General features: G+C 67.3%; 27 protein-coding genes. 13 read left to right on the top strand and 14 right to left on the bottom strand.

The annotated features are described in order from the left end of the window. Nucleotides 1-398: 398 nt before the first annotated feature. Both A5789_RS11515 and A5789_RS11510 read right to left on the bottom strand, forming a co-directional pair. Entirely contained in the window at nucleotides 399-680 is a 282-nt protein-coding gene (locus A5789_RS11515) for a hypothetical protein (protein ID WP_064906604.1), read from the bottom strand. 2 nt (nucleotides 681-682) lie between these two features. Then, complete coding sequence (locus tag A5789_RS11510) at nucleotides 683-868, bottom strand: hypothetical protein (protein ID WP_063011028.1); 186 nt, start codon at nucleotides 866-868, stop codon at nucleotides 683-685. A 352-nt stretch (nucleotides 869-1,220) separates the two neighbouring features. Between A5789_RS11510 and A5789_RS11505 the strand changes: the two genes are divergently transcribed. The 6 genes from A5789_RS11505 to A5789_RS11480 all read left to right on the top strand — a co-directional run bounded on the left by A5789_RS11505 (nucleotide 1,221) and on the right by A5789_RS11480 (nucleotide 6,685). Continuing rightward, nucleotides 1,221-2,111: a helix-turn-helix transcriptional regulator gene (locus tag A5789_RS11505; protein ID WP_082940634.1), complete on the top strand. Its 891-nt coding sequence runs from the start codon at nucleotides 1,221-1,223 to the stop codon at nucleotides 2,109-2,111. Then, nucleotides 2,108-2,311 (top strand): DUF397 domain-containing protein, encoded by a 204-nt coding sequence (locus A5789_RS11500; RefSeq protein ID WP_064906602.1) that lies wholly within the window; start codon nucleotides 2,108-2,110, stop codon nucleotides 2,309-2,311. The genes A5789_RS11505 and A5789_RS11500 overlap by 4 nt, the downstream gene beginning before the upstream one ends. Before the next feature lie 219 nt (nucleotides 2,312-2,530). Continuing rightward, nucleotides 2,531-3,043: a MarR family winged helix-turn-helix transcriptional regulator gene (locus A5789_RS11495; protein WP_082940632.1), complete on the top strand. Its 513-nt coding sequence runs from the start codon at nucleotides 2,531-2,533 to the stop codon at nucleotides 3,041-3,043. Next, nucleotides 3,040-4,818: a chloride channel protein gene (locus A5789_RS11490; protein WP_064927225.1), complete on the top strand. Its 1,779-nt coding sequence runs from the start codon at nucleotides 3,040-3,042 to the stop codon at nucleotides 4,816-4,818. The genes A5789_RS11495 and A5789_RS11490 overlap by 4 nt, the downstream gene beginning before the upstream one ends. Before the next feature lie 74 nt (nucleotides 4,819-4,892). Further along, nucleotides 4,893-5,933, top strand: coding sequence for a tellurite resistance/C4-dicarboxylate transporter family protein (locus A5789_RS11485; RefSeq protein WP_193615531.1), 1,041 nt, complete (start codon nucleotides 4,893-4,895; stop codon nucleotides 5,931-5,933). An 86-nt stretch (nucleotides 5,934-6,019) separates the two neighbouring features. Continuing rightward, the gene (locus A5789_RS11480; protein ID WP_063011021.1) at nucleotides 6,020-6,685 is read left to right on the top strand and encodes an LUD domain-containing protein; all 666 of its coding nucleotides are present in this window, start codon (nucleotides 6,020-6,022) and stop codon (nucleotides 6,683-6,685) included. A 406-nt stretch (nucleotides 6,686-7,091) separates the two neighbouring features. On the opposite strand, the gene A5789_RS11475 is transcribed toward A5789_RS11480, so the two are convergent. Next, the gene (locus tag A5789_RS11475) at nucleotides 7,092-7,829 is read right to left on the bottom strand and encodes an SDR family oxidoreductase (protein WP_063011019.1); all 738 of its coding nucleotides are present in this window, start codon (nucleotides 7,827-7,829) and stop codon (nucleotides 7,092-7,094) included. Nucleotides 7,830-7,932: 103 nt separating this feature from the next. Between A5789_RS11475 and A5789_RS11470 the strand changes: the two genes are divergently transcribed. After that, on the top strand, nucleotides 7,933-8,601 hold the full coding sequence (locus tag A5789_RS11470) for a TetR/AcrR family transcriptional regulator (protein ID WP_064906599.1): 669 nt from the start codon (nucleotides 7,933-7,935) through the stop codon (nucleotides 8,599-8,601). A gap of 68 nt (nucleotides 8,602-8,669) precedes the next feature. On the opposite strand, the gene A5789_RS11465 is transcribed toward A5789_RS11470, so the two are convergent. Both A5789_RS11465 and A5789_RS11460 read right to left on the bottom strand, forming a co-directional pair. After that, entirely contained in the window at nucleotides 8,670-10,136 is a 1,467-nt protein-coding gene (locus A5789_RS11465) for a catalase (protein ID WP_063011074.1), read from the bottom strand. Nucleotides 10,137-10,199: 63 nt separating this feature from the next. Further along, complete coding sequence (locus tag A5789_RS11460; protein WP_063011017.1) at nucleotides 10,200-10,643, bottom strand: Fur family transcriptional regulator; 444 nt, start codon at nucleotides 10,641-10,643, stop codon at nucleotides 10,200-10,202. Between the two features lie 218 nt (nucleotides 10,644-10,861). Between A5789_RS11460 and A5789_RS11455 the strand changes: the two genes are divergently transcribed. Next, on the top strand, nucleotides 10,862-12,208 hold the full coding sequence (locus tag A5789_RS11455) for a serine hydrolase (RefSeq protein WP_064906597.1): 1,347 nt from the start codon (nucleotides 10,862-10,864) through the stop codon (nucleotides 12,206-12,208). A gap of 38 nt (nucleotides 12,209-12,246) precedes the next feature. Here A5789_RS11455 and A5789_RS11450 read toward each other — a convergent pair whose 3' ends face one another. Next, nucleotides 12,247-12,654: a nuclear transport factor 2 family protein gene (locus A5789_RS11450; RefSeq protein WP_064906592.1), complete on the bottom strand. Its 408-nt coding sequence runs from the start codon at nucleotides 12,652-12,654 to the stop codon at nucleotides 12,247-12,249. A gap of 95 nt (nucleotides 12,655-12,749) precedes the next feature. Here A5789_RS11450 and A5789_RS11445 point away from each other — a divergent pair, with 95 nt between their 5' ends. Then, on the top strand, nucleotides 12,750-13,346 hold the full coding sequence (locus A5789_RS11445) for a TetR/AcrR family transcriptional regulator (protein ID WP_227462939.1): 597 nt from the start codon (nucleotides 12,750-12,752) through the stop codon (nucleotides 13,344-13,346). Nucleotides 13,347-13,425: 79 nt separating this feature from the next. On the opposite strand, the gene A5789_RS11440 is transcribed toward A5789_RS11445, so the two are convergent. Both A5789_RS11440 and A5789_RS11435 read right to left on the bottom strand, forming a co-directional pair. Next, nucleotides 13,426-14,460 (bottom strand): aspartate-semialdehyde dehydrogenase, encoded by a 1,035-nt coding sequence (locus A5789_RS11440; protein WP_030516480.1) that lies wholly within the window; start codon nucleotides 14,458-14,460, stop codon nucleotides 13,426-13,428. Nucleotides 14,461-14,463: 3 nt separating this feature from the next. Further along, nucleotides 14,464-15,729, bottom strand: coding sequence for an aspartate kinase (locus A5789_RS11435; protein ID WP_030516481.1), 1,266 nt, complete (start codon nucleotides 15,727-15,729; stop codon nucleotides 14,464-14,466). Between the two features lie 388 nt (nucleotides 15,730-16,117). Between A5789_RS11435 and A5789_RS11430 the strand changes: the two genes are divergently transcribed. Continuing rightward, nucleotides 16,118-16,534, top strand: a complete 417-nt coding sequence (locus A5789_RS11430) for a secondary thiamine-phosphate synthase enzyme YjbQ (RefSeq protein WP_064906590.1) — start codon at nucleotides 16,118-16,120, stop codon at nucleotides 16,532-16,534. 26 nt (nucleotides 16,535-16,560) lie between these two features. Here the strand turns inward: A5789_RS11430 and A5789_RS11425 are convergent, their stop codons facing one another. Then, a complete protein-coding gene (locus A5789_RS11425; protein WP_030516483.1) occupies nucleotides 16,561-17,136 on the bottom strand; it encodes a dihydrofolate reductase family protein in 576 nt (191 codons plus the stop codon). A 191-nt stretch (nucleotides 17,137-17,327) separates the two neighbouring features. On the opposite strand from A5789_RS11425, the gene A5789_RS11420 reads away from it, so the two are divergent. The 3 genes from A5789_RS11420 to A5789_RS11410 all read left to right on the top strand — a co-directional run bounded on the left by A5789_RS11420 (nucleotide 17,328) and on the right by A5789_RS11410 (nucleotide 19,505). Beyond that, the gene (locus tag A5789_RS11420) at nucleotides 17,328-17,513 is read left to right on the top strand and encodes a DUF1918 domain-containing protein (protein WP_063011072.1); all 186 of its coding nucleotides are present in this window, start codon (nucleotides 17,328-17,330) and stop codon (nucleotides 17,511-17,513) included. 273 nt (nucleotides 17,514-17,786) lie between these two features. Beyond that, complete coding sequence (locus tag A5789_RS11415) at nucleotides 17,787-18,245, top strand: SRPBCC family protein (protein WP_030516485.1); 459 nt, start codon at nucleotides 17,787-17,789, stop codon at nucleotides 18,243-18,245. A 54-nt stretch (nucleotides 18,246-18,299) separates the two neighbouring features. After that, the gene (locus A5789_RS11410; protein ID WP_064906589.1) at nucleotides 18,300-19,505 is read left to right on the top strand and encodes a low temperature requirement protein A; all 1,206 of its coding nucleotides are present in this window, start codon (nucleotides 18,300-18,302) and stop codon (nucleotides 19,503-19,505) included. A gap of 12 nt (nucleotides 19,506-19,517) precedes the next feature. Here the strand turns inward: A5789_RS11410 and A5789_RS11405 are convergent, their stop codons facing one another. The 5 genes from A5789_RS11405 to A5789_RS11385 all read right to left on the bottom strand — a co-directional run bounded on the left by A5789_RS11405 (nucleotide 19,518) and on the right by A5789_RS11385 (nucleotide 24,875). Continuing rightward, on the bottom strand, nucleotides 19,518-20,345 hold the full coding sequence (locus tag A5789_RS11405) for a hypothetical protein (protein ID WP_063011007.1): 828 nt from the start codon (nucleotides 20,343-20,345) through the stop codon (nucleotides 19,518-19,520). A 75-nt stretch (nucleotides 20,346-20,420) separates the two neighbouring features. Then, nucleotides 20,421-22,037: a GMC oxidoreductase gene (locus A5789_RS11400; protein WP_064906588.1), complete on the bottom strand. Its 1,617-nt coding sequence runs from the start codon at nucleotides 22,035-22,037 to the stop codon at nucleotides 20,421-20,423. 126 nt (nucleotides 22,038-22,163) lie between these two features. Then, on the bottom strand, nucleotides 22,164-22,874 hold the full coding sequence (locus tag A5789_RS11395; RefSeq protein WP_063011003.1) for a type 1 glutamine amidotransferase: 711 nt from the start codon (nucleotides 22,872-22,874) through the stop codon (nucleotides 22,164-22,166). A gap of 72 nt (nucleotides 22,875-22,946) precedes the next feature. After that, nucleotides 22,947-24,182 (bottom strand): MurT ligase domain-containing protein, encoded by a 1,236-nt coding sequence (locus A5789_RS11390; RefSeq protein ID WP_030516490.1) that lies wholly within the window; start codon nucleotides 24,180-24,182, stop codon nucleotides 22,947-22,949. Between the two features lie 75 nt (nucleotides 24,183-24,257). Then, nucleotides 24,258-24,875 carry a pyridoxamine 5'-phosphate oxidase family protein gene (locus tag A5789_RS11385; protein ID WP_064906610.1) on the bottom strand — a complete coding sequence of 206 codons (618 nt, stop codon included), beginning with the start codon at nucleotides 24,873-24,875 and terminating at the stop codon, nucleotides 24,258-24,260. Nucleotide 24,876 lies beyond the last annotated feature (1 nt).

Here is a 24,876-nt window from a genome sequence, read left to right as displayed (position 1 = left end):
CCACCCCCGCACTGACCGCCTGATCGAACAGGATCACGCGGAAATCACCCCGATACACCACCCGCTTGGACTTGACCTCAGGCAGGGGAAACGGGCGGCGGGGGTGGCGCGTAGGGCTTGTGCGATTGCCGCGTACCAGTGGGGGTCGCCGTGGATCGCAGGTGCCGATGATGTTCGTGGAATGCGTTGTGGCAGAGAAGGTGTCATACGTCGTTCCTCGTCGGGCGGGATGGCGCGCGCGGCGTTGCGGAGCGGGACGCTGCGATGGCGGCGTGGTGCCGTGGTGGCGCGTTGCGATGGCGGCGCGTTGCGGTAGTGGGGAGTTGCGGTAGTGGGGAGTTGCGGTAGTGGGGAGTTGCGGTGGCCTGCGGGGTCGGGAGGGGGACCCCGCAGGCACCTCAGGCCCGCTCGCGCCACTCGGTGGGGAGTGTGGATGGTGGCGTCGAAACATCCTGCGAGCGGGACGTTTTCATTGTCCGGCCGGTGCTGCAAGCGGCGCATTCGGCAGTGGTCGCGGCGTCGGGGTCGTGGCCGAGGGTTGTGAGGATGTTGCGGCAGCTGCTGAGCATCTCGCAGGTGTGCGGGGTGCAGTCGGCGTGGCGTTCGGCGTGGATCTCACGGTGCATCCGCTCGGGGGAGATCGGGTTGGCGAGCGGGCCGTGGAAGACGGGATTGGTCATGCTCAGATCCCGAAGTGCGGGCGGTCGGCGGGGTGCATGGCGCCCGTCGCGACGAGCCAGAGTTTGGCCTGTAACTTTCTGGCGCACACCGTGATCGGGCAGTCGAGATGGTCCTGCATGATGCGGTGAGCGAGCGTGGTGGTCATGGTCGGCAGGGCGCTGTGGATGATCGGTCGCAAACCGTGCACGGGAGAACACCTCCGGACATCGTCGGGGCACCAGCGGACATACGGCTGGTGGTACTCCCGATGGCCGGGGCCATTTTTCGGCCATTACCTTGCGGCGTCGGTGCTACGCGGTAATGTCTCGTCGGTATCATCACGGGTGTAGTCGCATCCGGGGGCAACGGTTGTGCGACTTGCCGATTCGAGTTTCCCGGCCATCGGGGTGGCTCAAGAAGACCACCGAATGAGCCGGCGGGACAATAGCGCCATGCATATGCAACGAAGGTTCTGCGACGGCCCAGAGCGGTTCGCACGGGGGTAGCCGATTTCTTTCCTCGTGCAAACGGCGACCGCTCACGATGCAAACGAGGAATCCGTGACGAACATCGGTGAGGACAGCTCGACCACTCTGCCCCGGCGGCAATTGGGGAGGTATCTCAAGGAGGCCCGACTCGGCGTCGGCCTGCGGTTGGAAGATGTTGCGCCGCTGATGCAATGGTCGGCGAGCAAACTGTCTCGGCTCGAGGCCGGGAAGTCCCCGGCCATCCGCGTGCTCGATGTGGAGGCGCTGTGCCGCATTTACGACATCGACGATCCCGAGGTGTGTGCGGGGCTCATCGGCCTGGCGAAGCAGAGCACCGAGAAAAGTTGGTGGCAGGCATTCGATGATGTGATCACCGGAAACTTCGATTTGTACGTCGGATTGGAGTCGTCGTCGGAGAAACTGTCGATCTTCCAACCCCATATCGTCGCTGGACTCCTACAAATACCGGCCTACGCTCGGGCAATTGAACTGGGCTACTACTCCGACATCAACGAGCAGGAGCTGGAACGGCGAATCCAGCTACGCGTCAAGCGCCAGATGTTGCTGACCCTGAAGGTCAAACCGGTCATGGTCGATTTCGTCATCCATGAATCGGTACTGCACACCGTTGTGGGCAGCGGAAAGATCATGGCGGCACAATGCCATCATCTGGCAAATCTTCCGGCTAACGTCACGGTGAGAGTGCTGCCCTACGAGACCGGATTTCCCGCAGGTCTCCCGACAGGTCCGTTTGCCATCCTCGACTTCGGCACCGACTCGAAGGGACGCGAACTGTCTCCGACAGTCGTGTACATCGAATCCTTTGCGGGCGATCTATATCTCGAGCGCGCAAAGGACGTCGCCAGGTATCGTCAGGCGTACAGCGTCATTCGGGATGCGGCGCACGACGTTGCAGAGAGCAAGCGCCGACTGCGGCAGATAGCAAGGGAGCACGAACGGTGAACCTGGACCTAGCCGGCGCCAAGTGGTTCAAATCCAGCCGCAGCGGGGGCGGCAAAGAGTGCGTGGAGACCGCGTTCCTCGACAACGGTCATGTAGGCATCCGCGACTCCAAGAACCCCACCGGCCCCGCCCTCGTCTTCACCCCTGCCGAATGGGACGCCTTCACCACCGACCTCCGCAACGGCACGCTCGACGCCTGAGCCCGGCTTTCGACAGGTCCACATTTCCTCCTGCGGCGCACGGGAATTCGATCCGAAGACAGATCGCATCCTGCAGCAGCCGCATCGCGAGGGCTTCGTCATTCTCTGCCGACCGATACCGGCAGGAGCACGTCACTCCGCGCAGCCTCCGTTGTGATCGCGACCACAACAGAGGTCGCTCGACTTGACCCCACCTTTGCATATTGCAACTCTTGTCTAATGCAAGGCCATGAGGAGACCGCCGCGTCGCTCGCCGGCGCCGCGCCCGCACAGAGCACCACCGCCGAGATCGCGGCACTGGAAGCGCTGACCCGGATGCTGGTTTCCATCGCCTGGGACAGCGCCCACGCCGCACCTCCCGGCGTCACCTTTCCGCAGATGCGCTTCCTGCTGATCCTGCAGGCCCTCGGCCGGGTGTCGTCGTCGCGGCTGGCCGCCGCGCTCGGCGTCAACGCCTCCTCGGTGACGCGACTGGCCGACAAACTCGAGGGCCGCGGATACGTGGCGCGAGGAACCGATGCGCACAACCGCAGCGTGGTCACCATCGAGGTCACCACCGCCGGGCAGGCGGTGGTCGACCAGGTGCTGCAGCGGCGGAAAGTCGCCTTCGGGTCCTTGCTCGACGAGCTCACTCCCGAGGCGCGCGACCGCGTGATCGTCGCGGCGCGGGACTTGGTGCAGGCCGCCGCCACCACGCCTTTCGTCACCGCCACCGGGCCGGGGTCGTTATGAGCGCCGGGCATTCGCGCGCAACACATCTGGGTGATTTCCAGGTCACGCCGCGACTGCTGCTGATCGCCGGACTCGCGATACCGGTCGGCGGAGCGGCCGCGGGGGCCGCCTACGCGCTGCTGAAGCTGATCGGCTTCATCACGAATCTCGTGTTCTATCAACGCCTCAGCACCGAGATGGTCGCACCGGGCGCGACCCATCACCCGTGGTGGCTGGTGCTGAGCGCACCGGTCGTCGGCGGCCTGATCATCGGGGTGATGGCGCGCTACGGCTCGGAGAAGATTCGCGGTCACGGCATGCCGGAGGCGATCGAGGCCATTCTGACCGGCGGGTCCCGGGTGCAACCGCGGGTGGCGCTGCTCAAGCCGGCCTCGGCGGCGATCAGCATCGGCTCGGGCGGGCCGTTCGGCGCCGAGGGGCCGATCATCATGACCGGCGGCGCGGTCGGCTCGATTGTGGCGCAGTTGCTGAAACTGTCCGCGGACGAACGCAAGACACTGCTGGTCGCCGGTTCGGCGGCGGGTATGGCCGCGACCTTCAACGCCCCGCTCGCGGCGATTCTGCTCGCGGTGGAACTGCTGCTGTTCGAATGGCGGCCACGCAGTTTCGTTCCGGTGGTGGCCGCCGTGGTCACCGGCACCATCTGCCGCTGGGCGATGCTCGGCAACGGACCGGTCTTCGCGGTGGCGACCGACGGGCGCACTCCCGGCGCGCTGTCCGACGGCCTGGCGCTGATCCCCGGCATCACCGGCGGACTGCTGGCCATCGCCGCCACCGCGATGGTGTATTTCGCCGAGGACTCCTTCGCCAAACTTCCCGTGCACTGGATGTGGTGGCCCGCGATCGGCGGCCTGATCATCGGCATCGGCGGCCTGTTCGAACCGCGAGCGCTCGGCGTCGGCTACGACGTCATCGACCAGTTGCTCACCGGACATGCCACGCTGTCGCTGATCGTCGGCATTCTCGTGGTGAAAACGCTGATCTGGTCGCTCTCACTCGGATCGGGCACCTCCGGCGGCGTGCTGGCGCCGGTGTTCATGATCGGCGCGGCGCTCGGCGCCGCCGAGGGCGGATTGCTGCCGCACGTCACCGCCGGCTTCTGGGCCATGTGCGGACTGGCCGCGGTCGTGGGTGGTGTGATGCGCTCACCGCTGACGGGCATCGTCTTCACCTGTGAACTCACCCATGCCTGGAACGACGTGCTGCCGCTGGCGGTGGCCTCGGTCTCGGCGTACGCGGTGTCGGTACTGCTGCTCAAGCGTTCGGTGCTGACCGAGAAGATCGCCCGCCGCCGACTGCATCTGACCCGCGAATACACCACCGATCCGCTGGAGACGTTCTTCACCCACGAGGTGATGACCGCCGATCCGCTGGTGCTCGGAATCGACGATCTCATCGACCCGATCCTGCCGCAGACCCACTACGCCGGGCTCTACCCCGTGGTCGACGGTTCCGGCGCGCTGGTCGGCGTGACCACCCGTCAGGTGCTGCAGAACTGCCTCGGCACCACGGTCGCGGCCGCCACCCTGAGCATCCGGACCTCGGTCCATCCGGACAACACCCTGCGCGAGGTGGCCAACGCACTCGCGCTGGCGCACGTGACGGCAGCACCCGTGGTCGCGCGCGACGATCCGAACAGGTTGTGCGGCATCGTCACTCTCGAACAACTGTTGCACGCCCGCCGCCGCGACCTGCACGAGGAACACCACCGCGAACGCCTGCTGGTCGTTCGCGAGGAACCAGCTGCCGAGGACGACAAGGTCACCGTCGCCTGAGCGGCGTCAGCTCGACCAGAGCCCGGAGCGTGTGGATGCGCGGCTCGGCGACGTTCGCGTGGAACACTCACGCTGTGAGCGAGTCGTTCGGGCGGCGAGTGGGTTTCGTGGCGAATCTCGGGCCGGGGTGGTTCGCCTCGGTGATGGCGACCGGCATCGTCTCGCGGGCCGTCGGCTCGGCGGGGTGGGAATGGGGCGGCACCGCCCTGCTGATCATCGGCCTGATCGCCTATGCCGTGCTCGTGGTGGCGACCCTGCTGCGCATCGCGTTCTTCCGCGACCGCGTGATCGGCGATGCGGTGAATCCCGCGACCGGCTTCACCTATCTCGCCTTCGTCGCCGGCACCGCGGTGTTGTCGGCGGGGCTCTCGCGACACGCCTGGGTGGGTGCGGCGCTGGCCTTGTTGCTGGTGGCGACGGTCGCGTGGGCGGTACTCGTCTACGCGATTCCGGCGTTGCTGATGGTGCACCACGGCGCGCCCACCGCGGTGACCGGAGCCAACGGCACCTGGTTCCTGTGGGTGGTCGGCACGCAATCGCTCGCGGTGGCCGCCACCGCGCTGCCGCAGCCTTGGGTTCAGCGTTTCGCGGTGCCGGCGCTGCTGTGCTGGTCGGTCGGCGTGGTGCTCTACGGCATCGTGGCGACGGTGGTGCTGGGCACCCTGTTCGGCACGTCGCTGACCGCGCAGCTGCTGGCGCCCACCTATTGGATCTTCATGGGCGCCACCGCGATCAGCGTGCTGGCCGGCACCCAGATCATGGATCAGAGTTCGGTGGCGTTGATCGCGACGGTACGGCCCATGCTCGAGGGTTCGACGCTGGTGCTGTGGGCCTTCGGCAGCTGGCTGGTGCCGCTGCTGCTGGCGGCCGGCATCTGGCGGCATCTGGTCCGGCACTTCGGGCTGAGCTACGAACCCGGACTGTGGAGCATCGTGTTTCCCGTGGGCATGTACGGCGTGGGAACCGCCGAACTGGGCAAGGCCACCGGCGAACAATGGATGGTCGCCTTCGGACACGGTGAGGCGTGGGTGGCGCTGGCGGTGTGGGCGGCCACCGCGGCCGATCTGGTCGTCACGCTGATCCGCCGCCGGCGTAGCCGGGAATCCGTAGGCTGAGCTCGCGATCTCCTACCGCACGGTAGCCTGGTTCGCGAAGTACGATCCGGCGGGAGGAGCCGGAGCAATGGAACGGGAGATTCACGGTGACCTCGCGGGAGGATTTCCTGCGCCGCGTGCGCGATGCCCTCGAGGCGCTACCCAATGACGAACGTATGGTGCCGGTGCCGCGCAACTATCAGCGCAACGCCCCGGTGCCCTCGGCCGAGGACCAGGCCGAGATCGTCGAACTGTTCATCGATCGCCTCAAACATCATGGCGCCCAGGTCCATCGGGTCGGCCCGGAGGAGATTCCGGGGGCGATCGACTCGGCCCTGCGGGCCCACGGCGCCCGCTCGGCGCTGGCGCCCGACGGGCTGCCCGAACATTGGCTGCGGCGCTGGGAACTGACGGGCGAACACCGTGTCCTCGACGATCAACCGCACCTGTCGATTCTCGATCGCGAACGTAGCGATGCCGTGGTCACCGGGTGCGCCGGCGCGGTGGCCGACGCCGGCACCCTGATTCTCGACGGCGGACCGGGACAGTGCCGCCGCGATGCCGCCGTCCTGGCCGACTGTCACATCTGCGTGGTCCGCGTCGAGCAGATCGACTACTCACTGCCGCAGGTCCTGGACAAACTGGACCCGCGCCGATCCATCACGTGGTTCGGCGGGCCGACCGCCATGACCGATCCGGAGGCCGATTCCGGCAAGGTCGGCGGTGTCATCGAGGAGACCGAGCGACGCCTGGTCGTCGTCATCGTCGGTTGATCGACGGGCCCTATTCCCTTCCCACACACCTTCCCTGCCCCACAAGCGCTCGTTAAGGGCGCGGCAAGCGCACCCCGGCATTGTCGTCCTCGACACCGGGAGTGCTCCTGCCGCGAGAGGGGGCGGCAGGATCACCCACCGGCGCAACCGAGCCGATCCGCTCGGTCTGTCGACGAGGGGTGACAGACCGGGCGGATCGGCTGTGTATGCGGCAGCGGCGACCGGCGCCGACCGCCGATGTCGATTTCGGCAGCGGCGCCGATGTCCGACTCGAGGAATGATGGGGGTATGGAAACTGCGGTCGCCTTCGTTCTGGCTTGCCTGATCTACTGGTGGGGCTTGATCTGACCGATCGGCGCCCCACCGGGCAGCACCTCGCCGGGCCGACCACCGGCGAGCGGGTACCTCAGCGGCCGGTGGGCAGGTTCGCCCCGCCGGTCACGTCGAGCACCACGCCGCTGACGAAGCCGTTGGTGGCGATCATGTGCACGGCCCGGGCCAGTTCCTCCGGGTCGCCTACGCGCCCGACGGGTGTGGTGGCGGCGAGGCCGTCGAAGAGGGTGCGGCGGCGTTCCTCCGGCACCCGATCCCACCATTCGGTGTCGATGACGCCGGGGGCTACCGCGTTGACCCGCAGCGGGGCGAGTTCGACCGCCAGCGGAGGCACCATGGCGTTCAGCGCCCCGTTGATCGCGGCCAGTCCGGCGGTGCCGGGGAAGGCGGCATGCGCCGACGCGGCGGTGATCAGGGTGATCGATCCGTTCGAAACCAGATGCGGCAGAGCCGCTTTCACGATTTTCACCTGCGGCCAGAACTTACCGTCGAACCCCTCCACCAAGTGGTCGAGATCGAGTTCGGCGAACGGACCGCTGCCCGCCGAACCGCTGACCGCGATGACGAGGTGGTCGATGCTGCCGGACTGCGCGAAGAATGCCGCGATCTGCTCGCCGTCGGTCGCGTCCATCCGGTAGCCGCTGGTCTTGCCACCCAGCCGTGCCACCGCCGCGTCGAGTTTGTCCTGGCTGCGGCCGGTGACGACGACCTCGGCGCCCTCGTTCGCGAACAGCGCGGCGGTGGCCGCACCGATTCCGGAACTACCGCCCATGACGACGACGCGCGGGATGCCGGTGCTGGAAGCGCTCATTGCTACTGTTCCTGTCCTGTACAGTTTGTCGAGACTGACAGTCTCGACAACGAGCGTAGCGGGTGCGGTATTCCCGCGCACCGCCACCGCTGGGAGGTAGACCATGGGACCACCGCGGCAACCCGATTCACCCCCACCCGAACGCGCGCACACCGGCCGGCGCCGGAACGAGGCAACCCACCGCGCGATTCTGGACGCCGCCCTCGCCCAGCTCGCCACCTCCGACGGCGGGTCGGTCACGGTCGATTCCATCGCCGCCGCGGCCGGGGTCGGCAAGCAGACGATCTACCGCTGGTGGCCGTCGAAGGGTGCGGTGCTGCTCGAAGCCCTGCTCGAACGCGCTCGCCAAGAGGTGCCGACCCCGGACACCGGCTCGGTGCGCACCGACTTGCTGGCCGTCGCGGATTCGACTTTCACCGGCGCCCAGGGGGATTCGACCGCCCCGGCGTTGCGCGCGCTGGTGCGCGAGGCCGCCCGCGACCCCCACCTCGCCGAATTACTACAGGAGTTCACCGCCGCCCGCCGCGCCGCCGCGCGCGACATTCTCGAGCGAGCGATCACGCGTGGCGAACTGCCCGGCGACACGGATGCGGACCTCCTGGTGGATCTGCTGTACGGCCTGTTCTGGTACCGCTTCCTGCTCGGCCATGCCCCGCTCGACCACATTACGGCGGCACGGCTCGTCGACATCCTGCTCCCGCCCGCGGTTGACACTTCTCACACACCCGGAGATGAGTCAGCGGATCCGATCCCACGGATCGAAACCCGCTGACGGAAGGCCTGTTCACGATGTGGCCGGCCCGCACCGAAATCCGATGCGGGCCGCGGGTGTCGTCCTGGTCAGCTGTTGCCGTTCAGACCGGCACGCACACCTTCCTCGATGCGCTTGCCGATCTCCGGATCGACGTTCTTCCAGTAGTCGAACACCCGGCTCAGCACCGGTTCGCGCACGCCGCCGAGCACATGCCCGACCACGTTGTCCACCAGGCGCTCTCGCTGTTCGTCGTTGAAGACCTCACGCACCAGCGTGCCCGGCTGCGCCCAGTCGCTGTCCTCGGCGTGCTGAACGTAGCCGGCCCGCACCTGCTCGGGCTCGAAACTCCACGCCGCCTCCTCCGGGGCCGCGGCCGCGTCGGCATGTGGGCCACCGAACGAATTCGGTGCGTACACAGGCACTTCCGGCGCGTTGAAGTCGTAGCGCATGGCGCCCTCCTTGGAATAGGAGTTCACCTCGGCCGCACGCGCGCGGTTCGGCGGCAGCTGGTGGTAGTTGGTGCCGATGCGGTAGCGATGAGCGTCGGCATAGGCGAAGACCCGGCCCAGCAGCATCTTGTCCGGCGAATAGCCGATACCCGGCACGATCGCCGACGGCTCGAATGCGGCCTGTTCGATCTCGACGAAGTAGTTGCTCGGGTTGCGGTTCAGCGTCCAGGTACCGACCTCGATCAGCGGGTAGTCCTTGTGCGACCACACCTTGGTCAGATCGAACGGGTTGAAGCGGTAGTTCGCCGCCTCACCCACCGGCATGATCTGCACATACAGAGTCCAGCTGGGGAACTCACCGCGTTCGATCGCCTCCCACAGATCCTGGCGGTGATAGTCGGGATCGGTGCCGGCCAGCCGATCGGCCTCGGCCTGGGTCAGGAATTCGATGCCCTGATCGGTCTTGAAGTGGTACTTCACCCAGAACCGTTCACCCTCGGCGTTGATCCACTGATAGGTGTGCGAGCCGTAGCCGTTCATATGGCGGTAGGTCTTGGGAATACCGCGGTCGCCCATCAGCCAGGTCACCTGATGCGCCGATTCCGGGCGCAGGGTCCAGAAGTCCCACTGCATGTTGTGATCGCGAAGACCGTTGCCCGGCAACCGCTTCTGCGAACGGATGAAGTCGGGGAACTTGATCGGATCCTTGATGAAGAACACCGGGGTGTTGTTGCCGACCAGGTCGTAGTTGCCGTCCGGGGTGTAGAACTTGACCGCGAAGCCGCGCGGATCGCGCCAGGTGTCGGGGCTGCCCTGCTCGCCGGCGACGGTGGAGAACCGCACCAGCGACTCGGTCCGCGCACCCGGCTGGAACAGCTTCGCCTTGGTGTAGCGGCTGACGTCGTTGGTGACGACGAGCTCACCGAAGGCCCCCGCACCCTTGGCGTGCACGATCCGCTCCGGCACCCGCTCCCGGTTGAACTGGGCGAGCTTCTCGATCAGATAGTGGTCGTGCAGCAGAATCGGGCCCTCGGTCCCGGCGGTCAGCGATTCGTTGTCGCTGGGGACCGGAGTGCCGGTGTTGGTAGTGGTCGGCCCACTGATCGGCCCACTGATCGGCTTTGTCATCGCAGCCTCCTGTTTCTGCTGTCGCCCGGGATGTCCGGGCTATCGGGATGGCGCGTCGTCACCGCGACGGCATTGCGGGCAGAGTCCCCAGAACACGACCTCGGCTTCGTCGATCGTGAACCCGTGCGCGTCCGACGGGTCGAGGCAGGGGGCACGGCCCACGGCACAGTCCACGTCCACGACCGTGCCGCAGTTCCTGCACACCAGATGGTGATGGTTGTCGGCGATGCGGGTTTCGTACCGGGCCGGCGAACCGGCCGGTTCGATCCGGCGCAGCAGGCCGGCGCCGACACAGGCGTGCAGTACGTCGTACACAGCCTGTGTCGACACCGATCCCAGCTGCTGCCGGACCGCGGCGGCCACCCTGTCGGCATCCGAATGCGGATGGGCGGCAACCGCTTCCAGCACCGCCACCCGCGGGCGGGTGACCCGCAGACCGGCCGCGCGCAATCGTTCGCGCGGATCGAAACCACCGGTGTGCATGAACCCAGTCTGCCCGTTTTCTGGAATAAGTCAAGAAAAGACCGAAAGGGACGTTTTGCGGGAGTGCTGCGCACGACGCCGCCGGGCTTACGCTCGGCGGCGTCCCCCTGCGCGGAGCGGACCCGGCGTTCGACCGAAAACCGCGACACCGATTCCGATTTGGTTGCGGCGGTTGCGTGTTGGGCACCACCACAGATGCCGGTGGTTAACCTCGGCTCATGGGACGCCTCCAGGGCTGTGTGATCGGGGTTCTCGTCGTCGTACTGATCGGTGGTACCTGCGCCACCGCGGTCCCGGTGCGCGCGGAGAGTGCACAGACCTGCGCGGTCTCGTCCGGACGCGGATTCGAACGAGCCACACCGGAATCGGCGGGCCTGGACGCGGCGCGGCTGGCTTCTGCCCTGCGGTTCGCCGACGAACGGAACCGGCTGAACGTCAAGATCTTCCGGCACAACTGCCTGATCGGAACCGGCGCGCACAACGACGCCACCGATACGACGCCGTGGAATATCTGGAGCGTCACCAAGAGCGTGGTCTCGCTGATCGCCGGAATCGCGTGGGATCAGGGCAAACTCGATATCGAAGCGCCGATCGACCGCTATCTGCCGCCCGGTCTCGGCGACGCCGCCCACCGCGCGATCACCGTCGAGGATTTGCTGACCGAGCGCTCGGGCCTGCGTGTCGGAGTGATCAACGAGGGGATCTCCGGGGTGGTGCCGATCGATCCGAACAGTGCCGTGCAGGCGCTCGGGGTCCCGCTCGACAATCCGCCCGGCACCCGGTTCTCCTACAGTCAGCGCAACGTCGATCTGCTGTCGTACGTGATCGAACTGGCCGTCGGCGAACCACTGCAGCAGTTCGCGCAGCGGGAATTGTTCTCTCCCTTGGGTATCCAGCGTAGCGACTACTACTGGGCCCGCGACCGTTCCGGTCACACCTACGGCTACGCGCACCTGATGATCCCGCCGGACGATCTCGCCAAGATCGCCCAGCTGGTCGCCGGCCACGGCGACTGGAAGGGGGTGCAGGTGGTCTCGGCCGATTATCTGCACCGCGCCCACCAGACGGGCCCGGGCCGCGAATGTTACGGCTATCTGTTCTGGGGCCGCCCCGGATGTATCGAGATACCGTCGTTCCTGCCCCCGGATGTGTTCGCGATGTCCGGGCTCGGGCTGCAGGACGTCTTCTTCATCCCGAGCCTGGATCTCACCGTGGTGTGGACCGGCGTCTTCGGCAACCACAGCAGCGGCGGGCCGACCGGCATCCTGCAGAACCTGACCGAGCTGACCTGGGAATTTTTCCGCAGGCTGCTGGGCGCCTTCCAGCAACCGCCGATTCCGGACCCCGGTCCCTATGTCGAACCACCGGTCACCCTGGACCCCCGCGCGTTCTTCGATCCGTACATCACGCTGGCGATTTTCGGAGTCGGGCCCGACGCCTATCCCGGCTGTTCGGTGCTGTCCTGTGTGAACACCCCACTGGCACCGCCGTTCTCGGATGCCCCGCCGGGGTGCGCTCTACTGGTCTGCCTCGGGCCCGATCCCCGCACACCGGGCATCCGCTGACGTAGCGGCATCGATGAATGAGAGGCGACCGGCCGCGGTCAGCCGGCGATCCGCGCGGTATCCATATAATCCCGGAACAGGGTCACTTCCCCGTCCCGCACGTGCACCACGTTTACCGAGGTGCGAACTCGCGCTCGCGGCGCGCCCGGCAGCGTCATATCCACCTCGTTTTCCACGAAAAGCACTCCGTCCGAGCTGGATTCGTAGACCGTGGGATAGACCCCGTGCACCTCGACACCCGACCGGCCCGACCAGCGTTGCGCGAGGTGTTCGCGGATCGCCTCCCGCCCCTCGAGCCGCTCCGGCATCCCCGGAATCGGGAACGGGATCTCGAATACCGCATCGGGGGCGAGCGCCGCGACGAAGGCGTCGGCATCACGCGCCGGCAACGTCGCGAACAGGTCCTCGACCACCTGGCGGGCACTGCGCACCGAACTGGAAACCATGACAAACTCCCTCTGTTAGAAGCGGAACGTACGCCCCGCTTATAATCCGGAACGCACGCCCCGTTTGTCAACGGATAACCGGGTAGACTCGCGCTGTGGCGGAGAAACAGTTAGTGGACCCGGCGGCCGAACCGCGCCGCGCCCTGCGCGCCGACGCCCGCCGCAACCGGGAGCGCGTACTCGCTGCTGCCAGGGAAGCCTTTGCCGCCGAAGGTATTTCGGTCCCGCTGGACGAGATCGCGCGCCGCGCCGGAGTGGGACCCGGCACCGTCTACCGCCACTTCCCCACCAAGGAAGCCCTGTTCCACGCCGCCATCGTCGACAACATCGAGCGAATGGTCGACTACGCGCGCGGACTCGAAGCCGCCGACGATCCGGGGGCCGCCTTCTTCGACCTGCTGGACCACATGGTCGCCGAGGGTGGGGTCAAGCGCGATCTCGCAGATGCGCTGGGCGGTCACCAGTCGATCGAAATCACCGGCCCCACAAAGGAATTCCAGGCCGCGATCGCCCGGTTGCTGCGGCGCGCCCAGGATTGCGGCGCGATCCGCGACGATATCGACTTCGACGATCTGATGCGGGTGCTGAAGGGCGCCTTCGCGGGCACGCACACTGCTACCGGCGAGCAGCGAGCCCGCGCTTTCGCCGTCGTCTTCGACGGACTCCGGGCCCGCAGCGAACCGGCCGGCTGAGCCTCCGAACGCGACCGGCTGAGCGCCCGCAAGGAAAACGGGCCGCCCGCAATCGGACGGCCCGTTCGAAAATGCAGTGTCAGCGCTGCGCGAGCAGAACTTCCGCGATCTGAATGGTGTTGAGCGCGGCGCCCTTTCGCAGGTTGTCACCCGAGACGAACAGCGCCAGGCCACGCCCCTCCGGCACGCCCGGATCCTGGCGGATCCGGCCCACCAGCGACTCGTCCTTACCGGCCGCTTCCAGCGGCGTCGGAACGTCGACCAGTTTCACACCGGCCGCGTCGGCGAGCAGTTGCTTCGCCCGCTCCACCGAGAGCGGCCGCGCGAATTCGGCATTGATCGACAACGAATGCCCGGTGAAGACCGGCACGCGCACACAGGTACCGCTGACCAGCAGGTCGGGCAGACCGAGAATCTTGCGGCTCTCGTTGCGCAGCTTCTGGTCCTCGTCGGTTTCACCGGAACCGTCGTCGACGAGCGAACCCGCCAGCGGCAGCACGTTGAACGCGATCGGCGCGACGTACTTGTTCGGCGCGGGGAACTGCAGGGCGCTGCCGTCGTGGGTCAGCTTCTCGGCGTCCCCGATCACCGCGCGGGCCTGCGTGGCCAGCTCCTCCACACCGGCCAGCCCACTCCCGGAGACGGCTTGGTAGCTGGAGACGATCAGTCGCTGGAGTCCGGCCTCGTCGTGCAGGGGCTTGAGCACCGGCATGGCGGCCATCGTGGTGCAGTTCGGATTGGCGATGATGCCCTTGACCAGATTGCGGGTCTGTTCGGGATTCACCTCGCTGACCACCAGCGGCACCTCGGGGTCCTTGCGCCACGCCGAGGAGTTGTCGATGACGGTCACGCCCGCGGCCGCGAACCGCGGCGCCTGCACCCGGGACATGGTGGCGCCTGCGGAGAACAGGGCGATATCCAGTCCGGACGGATCCGCGGTCTCGGTGTCCTCGACCACGATCTCGCCGCCGCGCCAGGGCAACTTCTTCCCGGCCGAACGCGCCGAGGCGAAGAATCGCACCTCGTCGGCGGGAAAGTCGCGCTCCTCCAGCAGTTTTCGCATGACGGCGCCGACCTGCCCGGTCGCACCGACCACACCTACGCGTACACCCATGGCTTATCGCCCCGATCCCGCGTGCACGACCGCGACCTCGTCGCCGCCCAGATCGAACGCCTTGTGCAGCACCTGCACGGCGCCGTCCAGCTCGGTGTCCTTGACCAGCACGGAGATGCGAATCTCGGAGGTGGAGATGAGGTCGATGTTGATACCGGCCTTGGCCAGCGCCTCACAGAAGGTGGCGGTGACGCCGGGGTGGCTCTTCATACCCGCGCCGACGAGGGAGACCTTGCCGATGTGATCGTCGTAGAGAACCTGGCTGAAGCCCAGTTCGCTCTGGCGCTTGGTCAGGAACTCCACCGCGCGCGGCCCGTCGGCCTTGGGCAGGGTGAAGGTGATGTCGGTCTTACCCGTCTCGACCTTGGAGATGTTCTGCAACACCATGTCGATGTTGATCTCGGCGTCGGCGATGGCCCGGAACACCTTGGCCGCATAGCCCGGCTCGTCCGGCAGGGCCACCACGGTCACCTTGGCCTCGCTGCGATCGTGCGCGACGCCGGTGAGAATTGCGTCCTCCAAGGGGATGTCCTCCATCGATCCGTAGATATAGGTGCCCTTGCGGTCGGTATAGGACGACCGCACATGCACCGGAACGTTGTAGCGGCGGGCGTATTCGACGCAGCGCAGCATCAGCACCTTGGCGCCGGTGGCGGCCAGCTCGAGCATTTCCTCGAAGCTCACCTGCTCCAGCTTCTGCGCATCCGGCACGATCCGCGGATCGGCGGTGAACACGCCGTCGACGTCGGTGTAGATCTCGCAGACGTCGGCCTCGAGCGCGGCGGCCAGGGCGACCGCGGTGGTGTCGGAGCCGCCGCGGCCCAGCGTGGTGATGTCGCGGCTGTCCTGCGAGACGCCCTGGAAGCCCGCGACCAGCACGATCAAGCCCTCGTCGAGCGCATCGCGGACCCGAGAGGGAGTCACGTCGATGATGCGGGCGTTGCCGTGGGTGCCGGTGGTGATGACTCCCGCCTGGGAACCGGTGAACGACCGGGCCTCGGCGCCGAGCGAGTGAATCGCCATGGCCACCAACGCATTCGAGATGCGCTCACCGGAGGTCAGCAGCATGTCGAGTTCGCGGGCCGGCGGCGCGGGCGCCACCTGCTGGGCCAGGTCGAGCAGTTCGTCGGTGGTGTCCCCCATTGCCGAGCACACGACGACCACGTCGTGCCCCTGCTTCTTCGTCTCGACGATCCGCTCAGCGACGCGCCGGATCCGCTCGGCAGACTCGAGCGAAGATCCTCCGTACTTCTGAACGACGAGAGCCACAGTGGGGTCCTCCAAGATCGACTAGCTGCTGTTACAGCCAATAAGACTACCGATCGGAGTCCGCTCGGTGGCGGGCTACCTCCGAGCGGCCACCGGGATCGGGCGGCCCGGCCCACCGAATTCGCCACGCCGACCAGCGGCGATCCCGTTCCGGAGCGGCGGTACGGTGCGCGGTCGCGGCGGCAGAGCCCGTGCGGCGCATCGGAATCGGCGCGCACAGCCCCGTTCATCAGCGGTTTTCCGGGTCCGCCGGCGCCCGGCGCCCGGTCCCGGCACAACAGCCGGCGTACCGGTGTGAGTAATCACACCGACCGGTTTAGCACCCGGTCGGCGAACCCCTTCGCGCGAGTCGACGATGCACGCCGCGGCGAAAGCGCACGATGGGCCTATGAAGAGCATCGAAATCGAGTTGCACACCGGCGATCGGGAGGTCGTGTACGACCTGACGCCGCAGTGCGCCACGTTTCTGCGCGAGGCCGGCGGCGGCGACGGATTGCTGCACGTCTTCGTCCCGCACGCCACCGCCGGCGTGGCCCTGATCGAGCTCGGCGCGGGCAGCGACGACGATCTGCTGCGCGCCCTGCGCGACCTGCTGCCCGCCGATGATCGCTGGCGCCACGCCCACGGCTCGCGCGGGCACGGCCGCTCGCACGTCATGCCCGCGCTGATCGCCCCCTACGCCACCGTGCCGGTCCTGGGCGGCGAGCTGACCCTGGGCACCTGGCAGTCGATCGCCTTCGTGGACCTCAACGTCGACAACCCGATTCGCCGGGTGCGCCTGTCCTTCCTGCGCGACGCCGGTTGATCGCGGCCGCCTACCGGCGGGGCACGTCAGCCGCGCTCGAACCAGGTGATCTGCGCGCCGTTGCCGAATTCGCGGCGTTGCACCGGCGTGAACGCGGTCGGCCGGAAGTTGCCGGTGAACGCGCTGATGCCGGCGCCCGCGACCACCGGATAACTCTTGATGATCAACTCGTCGATCTCGTCGACGAGCGCGCCGGCCAGTTGTCCCCCGCCGCACAGCCAGATGTCCTTGCCGTCCTGCTGCTTCAGGCGACGCACCAGGGCTACCGGATCGCTCGGAACCAGCTCGACCTCCGGATCGTCGACGCGATCGAGCGTGGCCGAGACGACGTACTGCTTCAGATGGGGATAGGGGCTGGCGATGCCGGCCGACAGCGCGGGTTCGTAGGTGCCGCGCCCCATGAGGATCGTGTCCCATTCCTTGTTGGGTTCGTCCACGGCCATTCCGAAGTGCGGGCGAATGTGCGCGGGAACCGACTCCGGATAGCGCCCATTGACGAATTCCGCCATGTCCTCGGCCACGGGATAGAAGTCGTACTCCCCACCCGGCCCGGCGATGTAGCCGTCGAGCGAGACGCCGACGAAGTAGAGGAGCTTTCGCATACCGATACCGCCTTGTTTGTTGCACTCTAACTGTAGTGGTTGAAACATAGTACTACAGCTAGAGTGGTGTCAAGCGGATTAGAAAGTTGCCGCGCGCCGATTCGGATGGATCGCAAGGATTAGCGATTCGGGCGGCTGGGAACTATGACATTGACTTGTGAGCAGTATCACATCAAACGATAATGGCGGTCATGCAGGCGCATGTAGGTGATCACATTCTCGTCCACAGCAATGCTGTGGGAATGCCCGAACGCACCGGCGAAATCATCGAGGCGCGCGGCATCGACGGCGCCCCGCCCTACGTCGTCCGGTTCGAGGACGGGCACGAAAGTCTGGTCTTTCCCGGGCCGGACTGGGAGGTCCTTCACCACCGGTAGCTGTGCGGACGAGGATCGTCAAGCCCCCTTTCCCAACCGGGGGCAGTCCCTTTTCGGGCAAGTGACCATGTGCCCGGCAATCGTCCGGCCATCGGCGGCACACCCCGACGTCGAGCACGCTGCCGACGGGCCCCGGCAGCGCGACCGCAAACCCGGCACGCCCGACCGAACCGAATCAGACTGGTCGGTCTCTGTAACTCCGGGAACAGACCACACGGTTGACGACCGCGTGTGACGGCGGAGACAATCGGCCGAAGCAGTGGAGGGCAAGACATGCGCACGAAGACCGATCACCGATTCATCATCGATGTCGAACCCGATCAGGTTCAGGAAGCATTGCTGGCCGTCGAGCGGATCCCCGAATGGTCGCCTGCGCACCGTGACGTGCGCGTCGCGACCCGCGACGAGTTCGACCGTCCCCGCCGCGTCTACGCCACGGTGACGACCCTCAACAACTCCGACCGTCAGGTCCTCGAATACACCTGCACCCCGGAACGCATCTCCTGGGAAGTGGTGGAGAGCGCCGCCGGTGGCGGTGGCAAGGGCTGGTTCGACATCGAGGAGACCGACGAGGGCACCGAGGTCTGGTACCACTCCGAGATCCATCTGCCCATCCCCGTCCCCGGTCTGCTACTCAAGCGCACGCTCTCGCGGGCCAACGACGAGGCCGTGCACAACCTCATCGAGTACATCGAGAAATTTCCCTTCGGCGAGAACTACGAGGTCGGCTGACCGAGAGGTTCGCCGTCGCGGGCGCTGACGTCGGCTTCCTGCCACGATGTGCGAATGACCGGTGTCAGACGCACACGTATTCAAGCGGTCACCGAGGACGCCTCGGTAACCCAGCTGGAACTCTTCTTCGACCTCGTCCTGGTCTTCGCCTTCACCCAGGTGACCGATCTGGCCGCGCACGACGTCACCGCCCTCAACATGCTGCGGGCCGTGCTGGTGCTGGCGGTGATGTGGTGGGTGTGGATCGCCTATGCCTGGCTGGGCAATGTGGTGAAGGCCGACGAGGGGGTGGCCCGGGTGGCGATGTTCGCGGCCATGGGCGCGGGACTCATCGTGGCCGAGGTGATTCCCGAGGCGTTCCACGACATGCCGGGCGGCTGGTACGGACCGCTCGTGTTCGCCATCGGTTACCTCGTGATCCGGCTGGTCCATCTGGCGATGTTCTGGCTGGCCAGTACCGAGGACCGGCAGTTGCGCGGGCAGGTGGGCCGCTGGGCCGGCGGCTCGATCACCATCGGCACCGCGCTGCTGATCGTGGCGGCCGTCGAACACGGCACCGTGCAGATCGTGCTGTGGATCGCGGCCATCGCCGGCGATATGGTCTGGACCTTCTTCGCCGGCAACGACTGGCGCGTGAATTCGGCCTCGCACTTCGCCGAGCGGCACGGCCTGATCGTGATCGTCGCGCTGGGCGAATCGATCGTCTCCATCGGCGTCGGCGTGGCCGGACTCCCGATCTCGTGGCCGATCACCGCGGGATCGCTGCTGGCACTGGCTGTTTCGGGCCTGCTGTGGTGGGCCTACTTCGACGTCGCGGCGACCGTCGTGGAACGCGCGATGACCGAGGCCTCGGGCTCGCGCCGGATCCAGATCGCGCGCAATTGCTACACCTTCTGGCATTTCCCGATGGTGGCCGGCATCGTCGCCATGTCGCTCGGATTGAAGAAGACGCTCAACTATCTCGGTGGGGCGGCCGGGCATACGCTGCACGATCGGCTGCAGGGCATTCCACTGTTCGCGCTCTACGGCGGCGTGGTGCTGTACCTGCTGGCGCTGGTGGGTTTCCGGCACTACGCGACCCGGGTGGTGCTGTGGCCGCGCCTGGTCACCGCGGCCGTGCTGATCGCGCTGGTGCCGCTGGCCGGGCAGCTGCCGGCGATGGCCGCACTCGGACTGCTGTGCGCGGTGCTGACGGTGCTGATCGTCTGGGAGACAGTGCGTTACGCGCAACCGCGCGACGCGGTCCGGCACGCCCACTGAACCGGGTGCCGACTACCGCGATCCGAGATTCGGCGAAACACGCTGCTGCGGTTTGTGATCCACAGTTTCCGGCACGTGCCCGCCGTCGCGCACCGCGTCCCGCATCTGATTGATGTTCTCGCGCAGCACATCTCCGACCAGTTCGTCGGTGCGCGGGTCGGCCAGCACCTGGAAGACGATCCGGAAGCTGGCGTCGGCGATGCCGCGGATGATCTCCTCGTGGAAGGGCAGGTAGCGCACCCGCCCGACCGCCGGATCGTTCTTGATCAGTTCCAGGATCATGGCGTCGAGTTCGTCGCGGTTCTCCTCCAGCGCCGCGGCGATATTGCGGGTGTACCGGCCGCGGCGCAGCACATCGGCCACCTCCTCCAGCACGGCCATGGTGACCGGGCGCCGGACCGCGTCGACGATCACGGCGATCGAGCGGTTCACGACCGCGGCGGTGACCCGGTCACCGAAGGCCCGGTCGGCGACGCGCGCCAGCCGGACCAGGATCACGACGATGCGCAGCAATCGGAATCCCCGGAAGAACGGGCTGGTCACCGGGATCATGCCCAGGACCTCGTACCAATAGACGAACGGGTAGGTCCACGACCAGTCCGCCCGCCGCCAGCGCCACAGGAATTCGAGGGCGAACACCGCACAGATCGACGAGTCGACCACGACGATCACGTGATACGTGTGCTGCGGCACGGTGAAGAAGGTGATCCAGGTGACCAGACCCACCGAGACGACGGCGAGAGCCAGCATCAGCAGATCGGTCCACAGCGCCGGCGGCTTGCGCGGATACTGCTCGGGCAACGGTCCAGCCGGGTACTGCGCCACAACGGTCCCTTCCACATCGAACGGGTACCCGCCGAGAGTAGCGGCCCCGACGGCGCCGGGAAGCCGCCACGAGTGCCCGTGCGGCGCGAATCAGTGCCCGGCGCGGATGATCGCCTCGACGTTGCGTTCGGCCAGTGCGGTGATGGTCAGCGACGGATTGGCCGCGCCGGTGCTGCCCGGAATCGCCGCACCGTCGACCACGTACAGCCCGGGATAGCCGTTCACCCGGCCGTAGTTGTCGGTGGCCAGGCCCAGCACCGCACCGCCGAGGGGATGTGCGGTGAACGGGGCATTGGCGTCGTAGCCGAGCGCCTGGTAGTCGAACAGAGCCCCCGACCGTTCGGCGATGCGCTGGTCGACCGCGCGGCAGGCGGCCACGATCCGGTCCTGGGCCGCACGCGGCCAGCTCAGTGCGGCGGCGTTGCGCGTGGCGTCGTAGGTGATGCGAGCACGGGTCGGATCGATCACCAACCCGAGCGAGGCCAATGCGCCTGTCTCCAGCGGAATTCCGGGGATGTACCAGCTTTCCAGTGTCAGCGGCATACCGGATTCGTCGAAGATCCGGCTGGCACTCGGCACGCCCTGGCCCAGGCCCGAGAGCCTGCTCTCACCGCGGGCCAGCGCGACGTCGCCGTTGGTGCCCCAGCCGTCGCCGACATGTTCGTCGAGGTTGGGCAGTGCGCCGGTGGCGCGGGCGCGGACCAGCAGCTCGGTGGTGCCGATGGACCCGGCGCCGAGGAACAGCTTGTCGCAGGTGAGCGTCCGGGTGCCCAGCACCGTGCCGGTCGGGTCGAGCTTGGTGACCTGCAGGACGTAGCGGTCACCGTCGCGGCCGATGCTGTCCACCCGATGCCCCGCGAACACCGACGAGCGGCCGGTGGCATGGGCGTACTTCAGGTAGTTCTGGTTGAGGTCGAATTTCGCGCCGTTCGAATTACCGAGATTGCTGCGGGCCGCGGTGGCCGAGGCGCGCGTGGCACCGGCCAGTTCGGCACGAACCGTATCCCATTTGAAGATGGACTCGTTGGGCTGCGGCTCGTATCCGGCCGCGCGCACCTGCTCGTCCCACATTCGGGAATGGGTGAACGGGGAAGAATTGTAGATGTCGGCGGGCATGACCGACAGGTTGAGCATCTGCCGCACACGCGGATAGTAGGTGCGCTCCAACTCGGTGTAATCGACTGTGCCACCGAAGATCTCGTCGAAATGCCGGCGCTGCGGAGCGATCATGCACCCGGAGAAGACCACCGACCCGCCGCCCACGGCCGCCGCGCGCCACACATCGATGCCGTCGAATTCGGTGATATCCAGGACGCCGCCGAAATCGGCGAAACGCATGGCGACCTTGGTGACGCCGGTGAAGCTGGTGCGATGCCAGAAGCCGCGGCCGTCGGGCAGATCGTCACCGGTGAAGATCTCCCGCCACGGATCGTTCGGCCAGCGCGACCCGCGCTCCAGCACGGTGTTGGCGATACCCGCTTCGGCCAGCCGCAACGCCGCGACCGCGGCGCCGAATCCGGATCCGATCACGATGGCTTCGGTATGCGCCGGAGGATCCGGCTGCGGGACGAAGATCTCGGAAACCCAGTTGCGGAACATCCCGTTCCACGCCGGATCGGCGGTGGCTGTTCCGGTCTCGCGCAACGCGCCCGTGGCACCCAGCAAAACCGCAGCACCGGCCGCCTGTAAAAAGGCACGTCTCCGCACCGGCCACCTCCCTCATCACGCATGGCCGCGCGCGAGATTACCGCCGAACTTCCTATCTCTCAACAGGATCGGCGCCGACGACCGCGCTGTTACATGCGCGATCGCTATATCACGTAGTAGAGGGTCTCAGGCGCGCAGACGTTCGCGACGCAGCCGGTCGACCTCGGGCAGGTCGAGCGGTTCCAGTTCGCGACCGCCGAGGGCCCGCGTGAGCAGGTGGTCGGCCAGTTCAGGGTTGCGGGCAAGTGCCGGGCCGTGCATGTAGGTGCCGATCACCGAGCCCTGCACCACTCCCTCGAGGCCGTCGCCCACACCGTTGCCGACGCCCTTGGTGACCCGGCCCAGTCCGGTCGCGTCCGCGCCGAGAGACGTTCCGCCCCGGTGATTTTCGAATCCGGTGAGCGGCTGGGTCAGGCCGGCGAGCAACGGTGTGGTGGCGACCTCGCCGATGGACCGGACCCGCTGCGGAGCGGTGGTCACGTCGAACAGGCCGACACCGTCCACGCGCTCGCCCGCGGAGGTTTCGTACCAGTTGCCCAGCACCTGGATCGCGGCGCAGATGGCAAGTACCGGAACACCTTTCGCGGCCGCGCGCTGCAGGCCGGGATAGCGCTGCAGATGCCGGGTCGCCAACCGCTGCGCGGAGTCCTCCGCGCCGCCCAGGGTGTAGATGTCCAGCGTCTCCGGCACCGGGTCGTTCAGCGTGATCTCCACGATCTCCGCATCGATGCCGCGCATGCGCAGCCGCTGCCGCAAGACCAGCGCGTTGCCGCCGTCACCGTAGGTCCCCATCACATCGGGCAGCACCAGCCCGATCCGTACCGTCGATTCAGCCATCAGTGCTGTCTCCTCTCGGGCATTCGCGGCTCGCTCCGTGGTTACGCAGGCTGCCGCCTCCGCTCGCGTCGCTCATGCCCGAGTGTCCAGATCGCGATTCAGATCCCGGAAGGCGGTGTAGTTGGCGAGCACCTCGACCCGTCCGGGCGGACAGGATGCGATGGCACGCAACGGATTCGGCACGGTGGTGTGCTCGACGCCGGCGTAGGTCAGCCGCACGCCCAGGTCGGTGGCGCGCTCGCCCGCCGCGACCACCTGGGTGCCCTCGAAGTGCTCGAAGCGCACATCCCACAGCCAGGACAGATCCTCGCCGTCGGGCACCTGGCCGTTGACCGCGATCACCAGACCCGTCGCCTCGGGGTCGATCATGGACAGCGCCTCCTGCCAGCCGGCCGGATTCTTGGCCAGCAGCAGGCGTGCGGAGTGCTCGCCGACCTGCACGGTGCGGTAGCGGCCGGCGATCTCGCGAACGGTTCCGGCGGCTTGCGCCGCGGTGTCGGCATGTCCGCCCAGCGCGACCGCCGCGGCCACCGCCTGCGCGGCGTTGCCGCGATTGGCGCGGCCCGGAAGGGCAAGGTGCAAAGGCAATTTCAGCCCGTCGGGCCCGCACAGATACTCCGCGTCGACCCACCACTGCGGTTCCGGCCGCCGGAAGTCGGCACCGGTGCTGCGCCAATCGGTGCCCTCCCAGACGATCGGCTCGCCGCTGCGCGGACAGCTGGTGGCGTCGACCGCCCAGCCACTGCCCGCCGACACCCAGACCACATTGGGGTGGTCGTAGGCGATCGAGGTGATCAGCACGTCGTCACAGTTGGCGATCAGCACGGTGTCGGGATGCCGGGCCATGCCCTCGCGCAGTTTGCGCTCGATCATGTTGATCTCGCCGACCCTGTCGAGCTGATCGCGGCTCAGATTCAGCAGCACCACCGCGGCGGGGTTCAGCGCATCGGCCACGTGCGGCAGATGCAGTTCGTCGACCTCGATGGCGGCCAGCGGCGCGGTGCGGTCGACGCTGAGCGCGGCGACGATTCCGGCATCCATATTGGCACCGTCGGCCTGGGTGACGACGCGGCCCAGTTCGGCCAGCGCGGCCGCGGTCATCCGGGTCGTCGTCGACTTGCCGTTGGTGCCGGTGACCAGCACCGTCCGCCGGTTGCGGCCCAGCTGGGTCATGATGTCGGGGGCGATCTGCAGGGCGATCAGCCCGCCGATCATCGACCCCTTACCGCGTCCGGCCTTCTGCGAGGCCCACGACGCCGCTGCCGCCGCCCGCAGCGCCAGCCGTCCGCGCACCGAGATGTCTGCCACCACGCGAGTGTATTGGTGGCGAGACACCCGCGCGCGAGCGGCCGATGTGATCTGCGACCGACAGGCAAGAGCCGGTCAGTAGAGCATCCGCCGGTAATTCTCCGGCGAGTAGTAGTCCCGCAGTTCCGCCAGCGATTCGGTGGTGTTGCGCTGGACTTCCTTCACCAGCACCGCATGGCTGGGGAGCGGGTCCTCCGGCCAGCGTTCGGGCCGCCACAGCTCGCTGCGCAGCAGCGCCTTGGCGCAGTGGTAGAAGATCTGCTCGATCGCCACCTCGACCGCGAGGATCGGCCGGTGGCCCTTGACCACCATCTCGTCGAAGTAGGGCGCGTCGCGCAGCAGCCGTGCCCGGCCGTTGACCCGCAGCGTCTCGTTGCGTCCGGGAATCAGGAAGAGCACGCCGACGTGCGGGTTGGACAGGATGTTGAAGTATCCGTCGCCCCGGCGATTGCCCGGCCGCTCGGGAATGGCCAGGGTGCGGTCGTCGATCACGTGCACGAATCCGGCCGGATCGCCCTTGGGCGAGGCATCGCAACAACCCTCGGCATCGCTGGTGGCGAGGACGGCGAACGGCGCGGTCGCGATCCACTCCCGATCGCGCGGATGCAGGCGCGTCCGTTCCTTCGTCGCAGCGCGCGGCGACGGCTCACCGAGCAGTTCCCGAAGTTCGGCGGCGCTGGTGATCTCGCTCATC

Source organism: Nocardia sp. 852002-51101_SCH5132738, from assembly GCF_001665695.1.
Taxonomy (GTDB): Bacteria; Actinomycetota; Actinomycetes; order Mycobacteriales; family Mycobacteriaceae; genus Nocardia; species Nocardia nova.
This window is presented reverse-complemented; position numbering and strand designations above follow the sequence as displayed.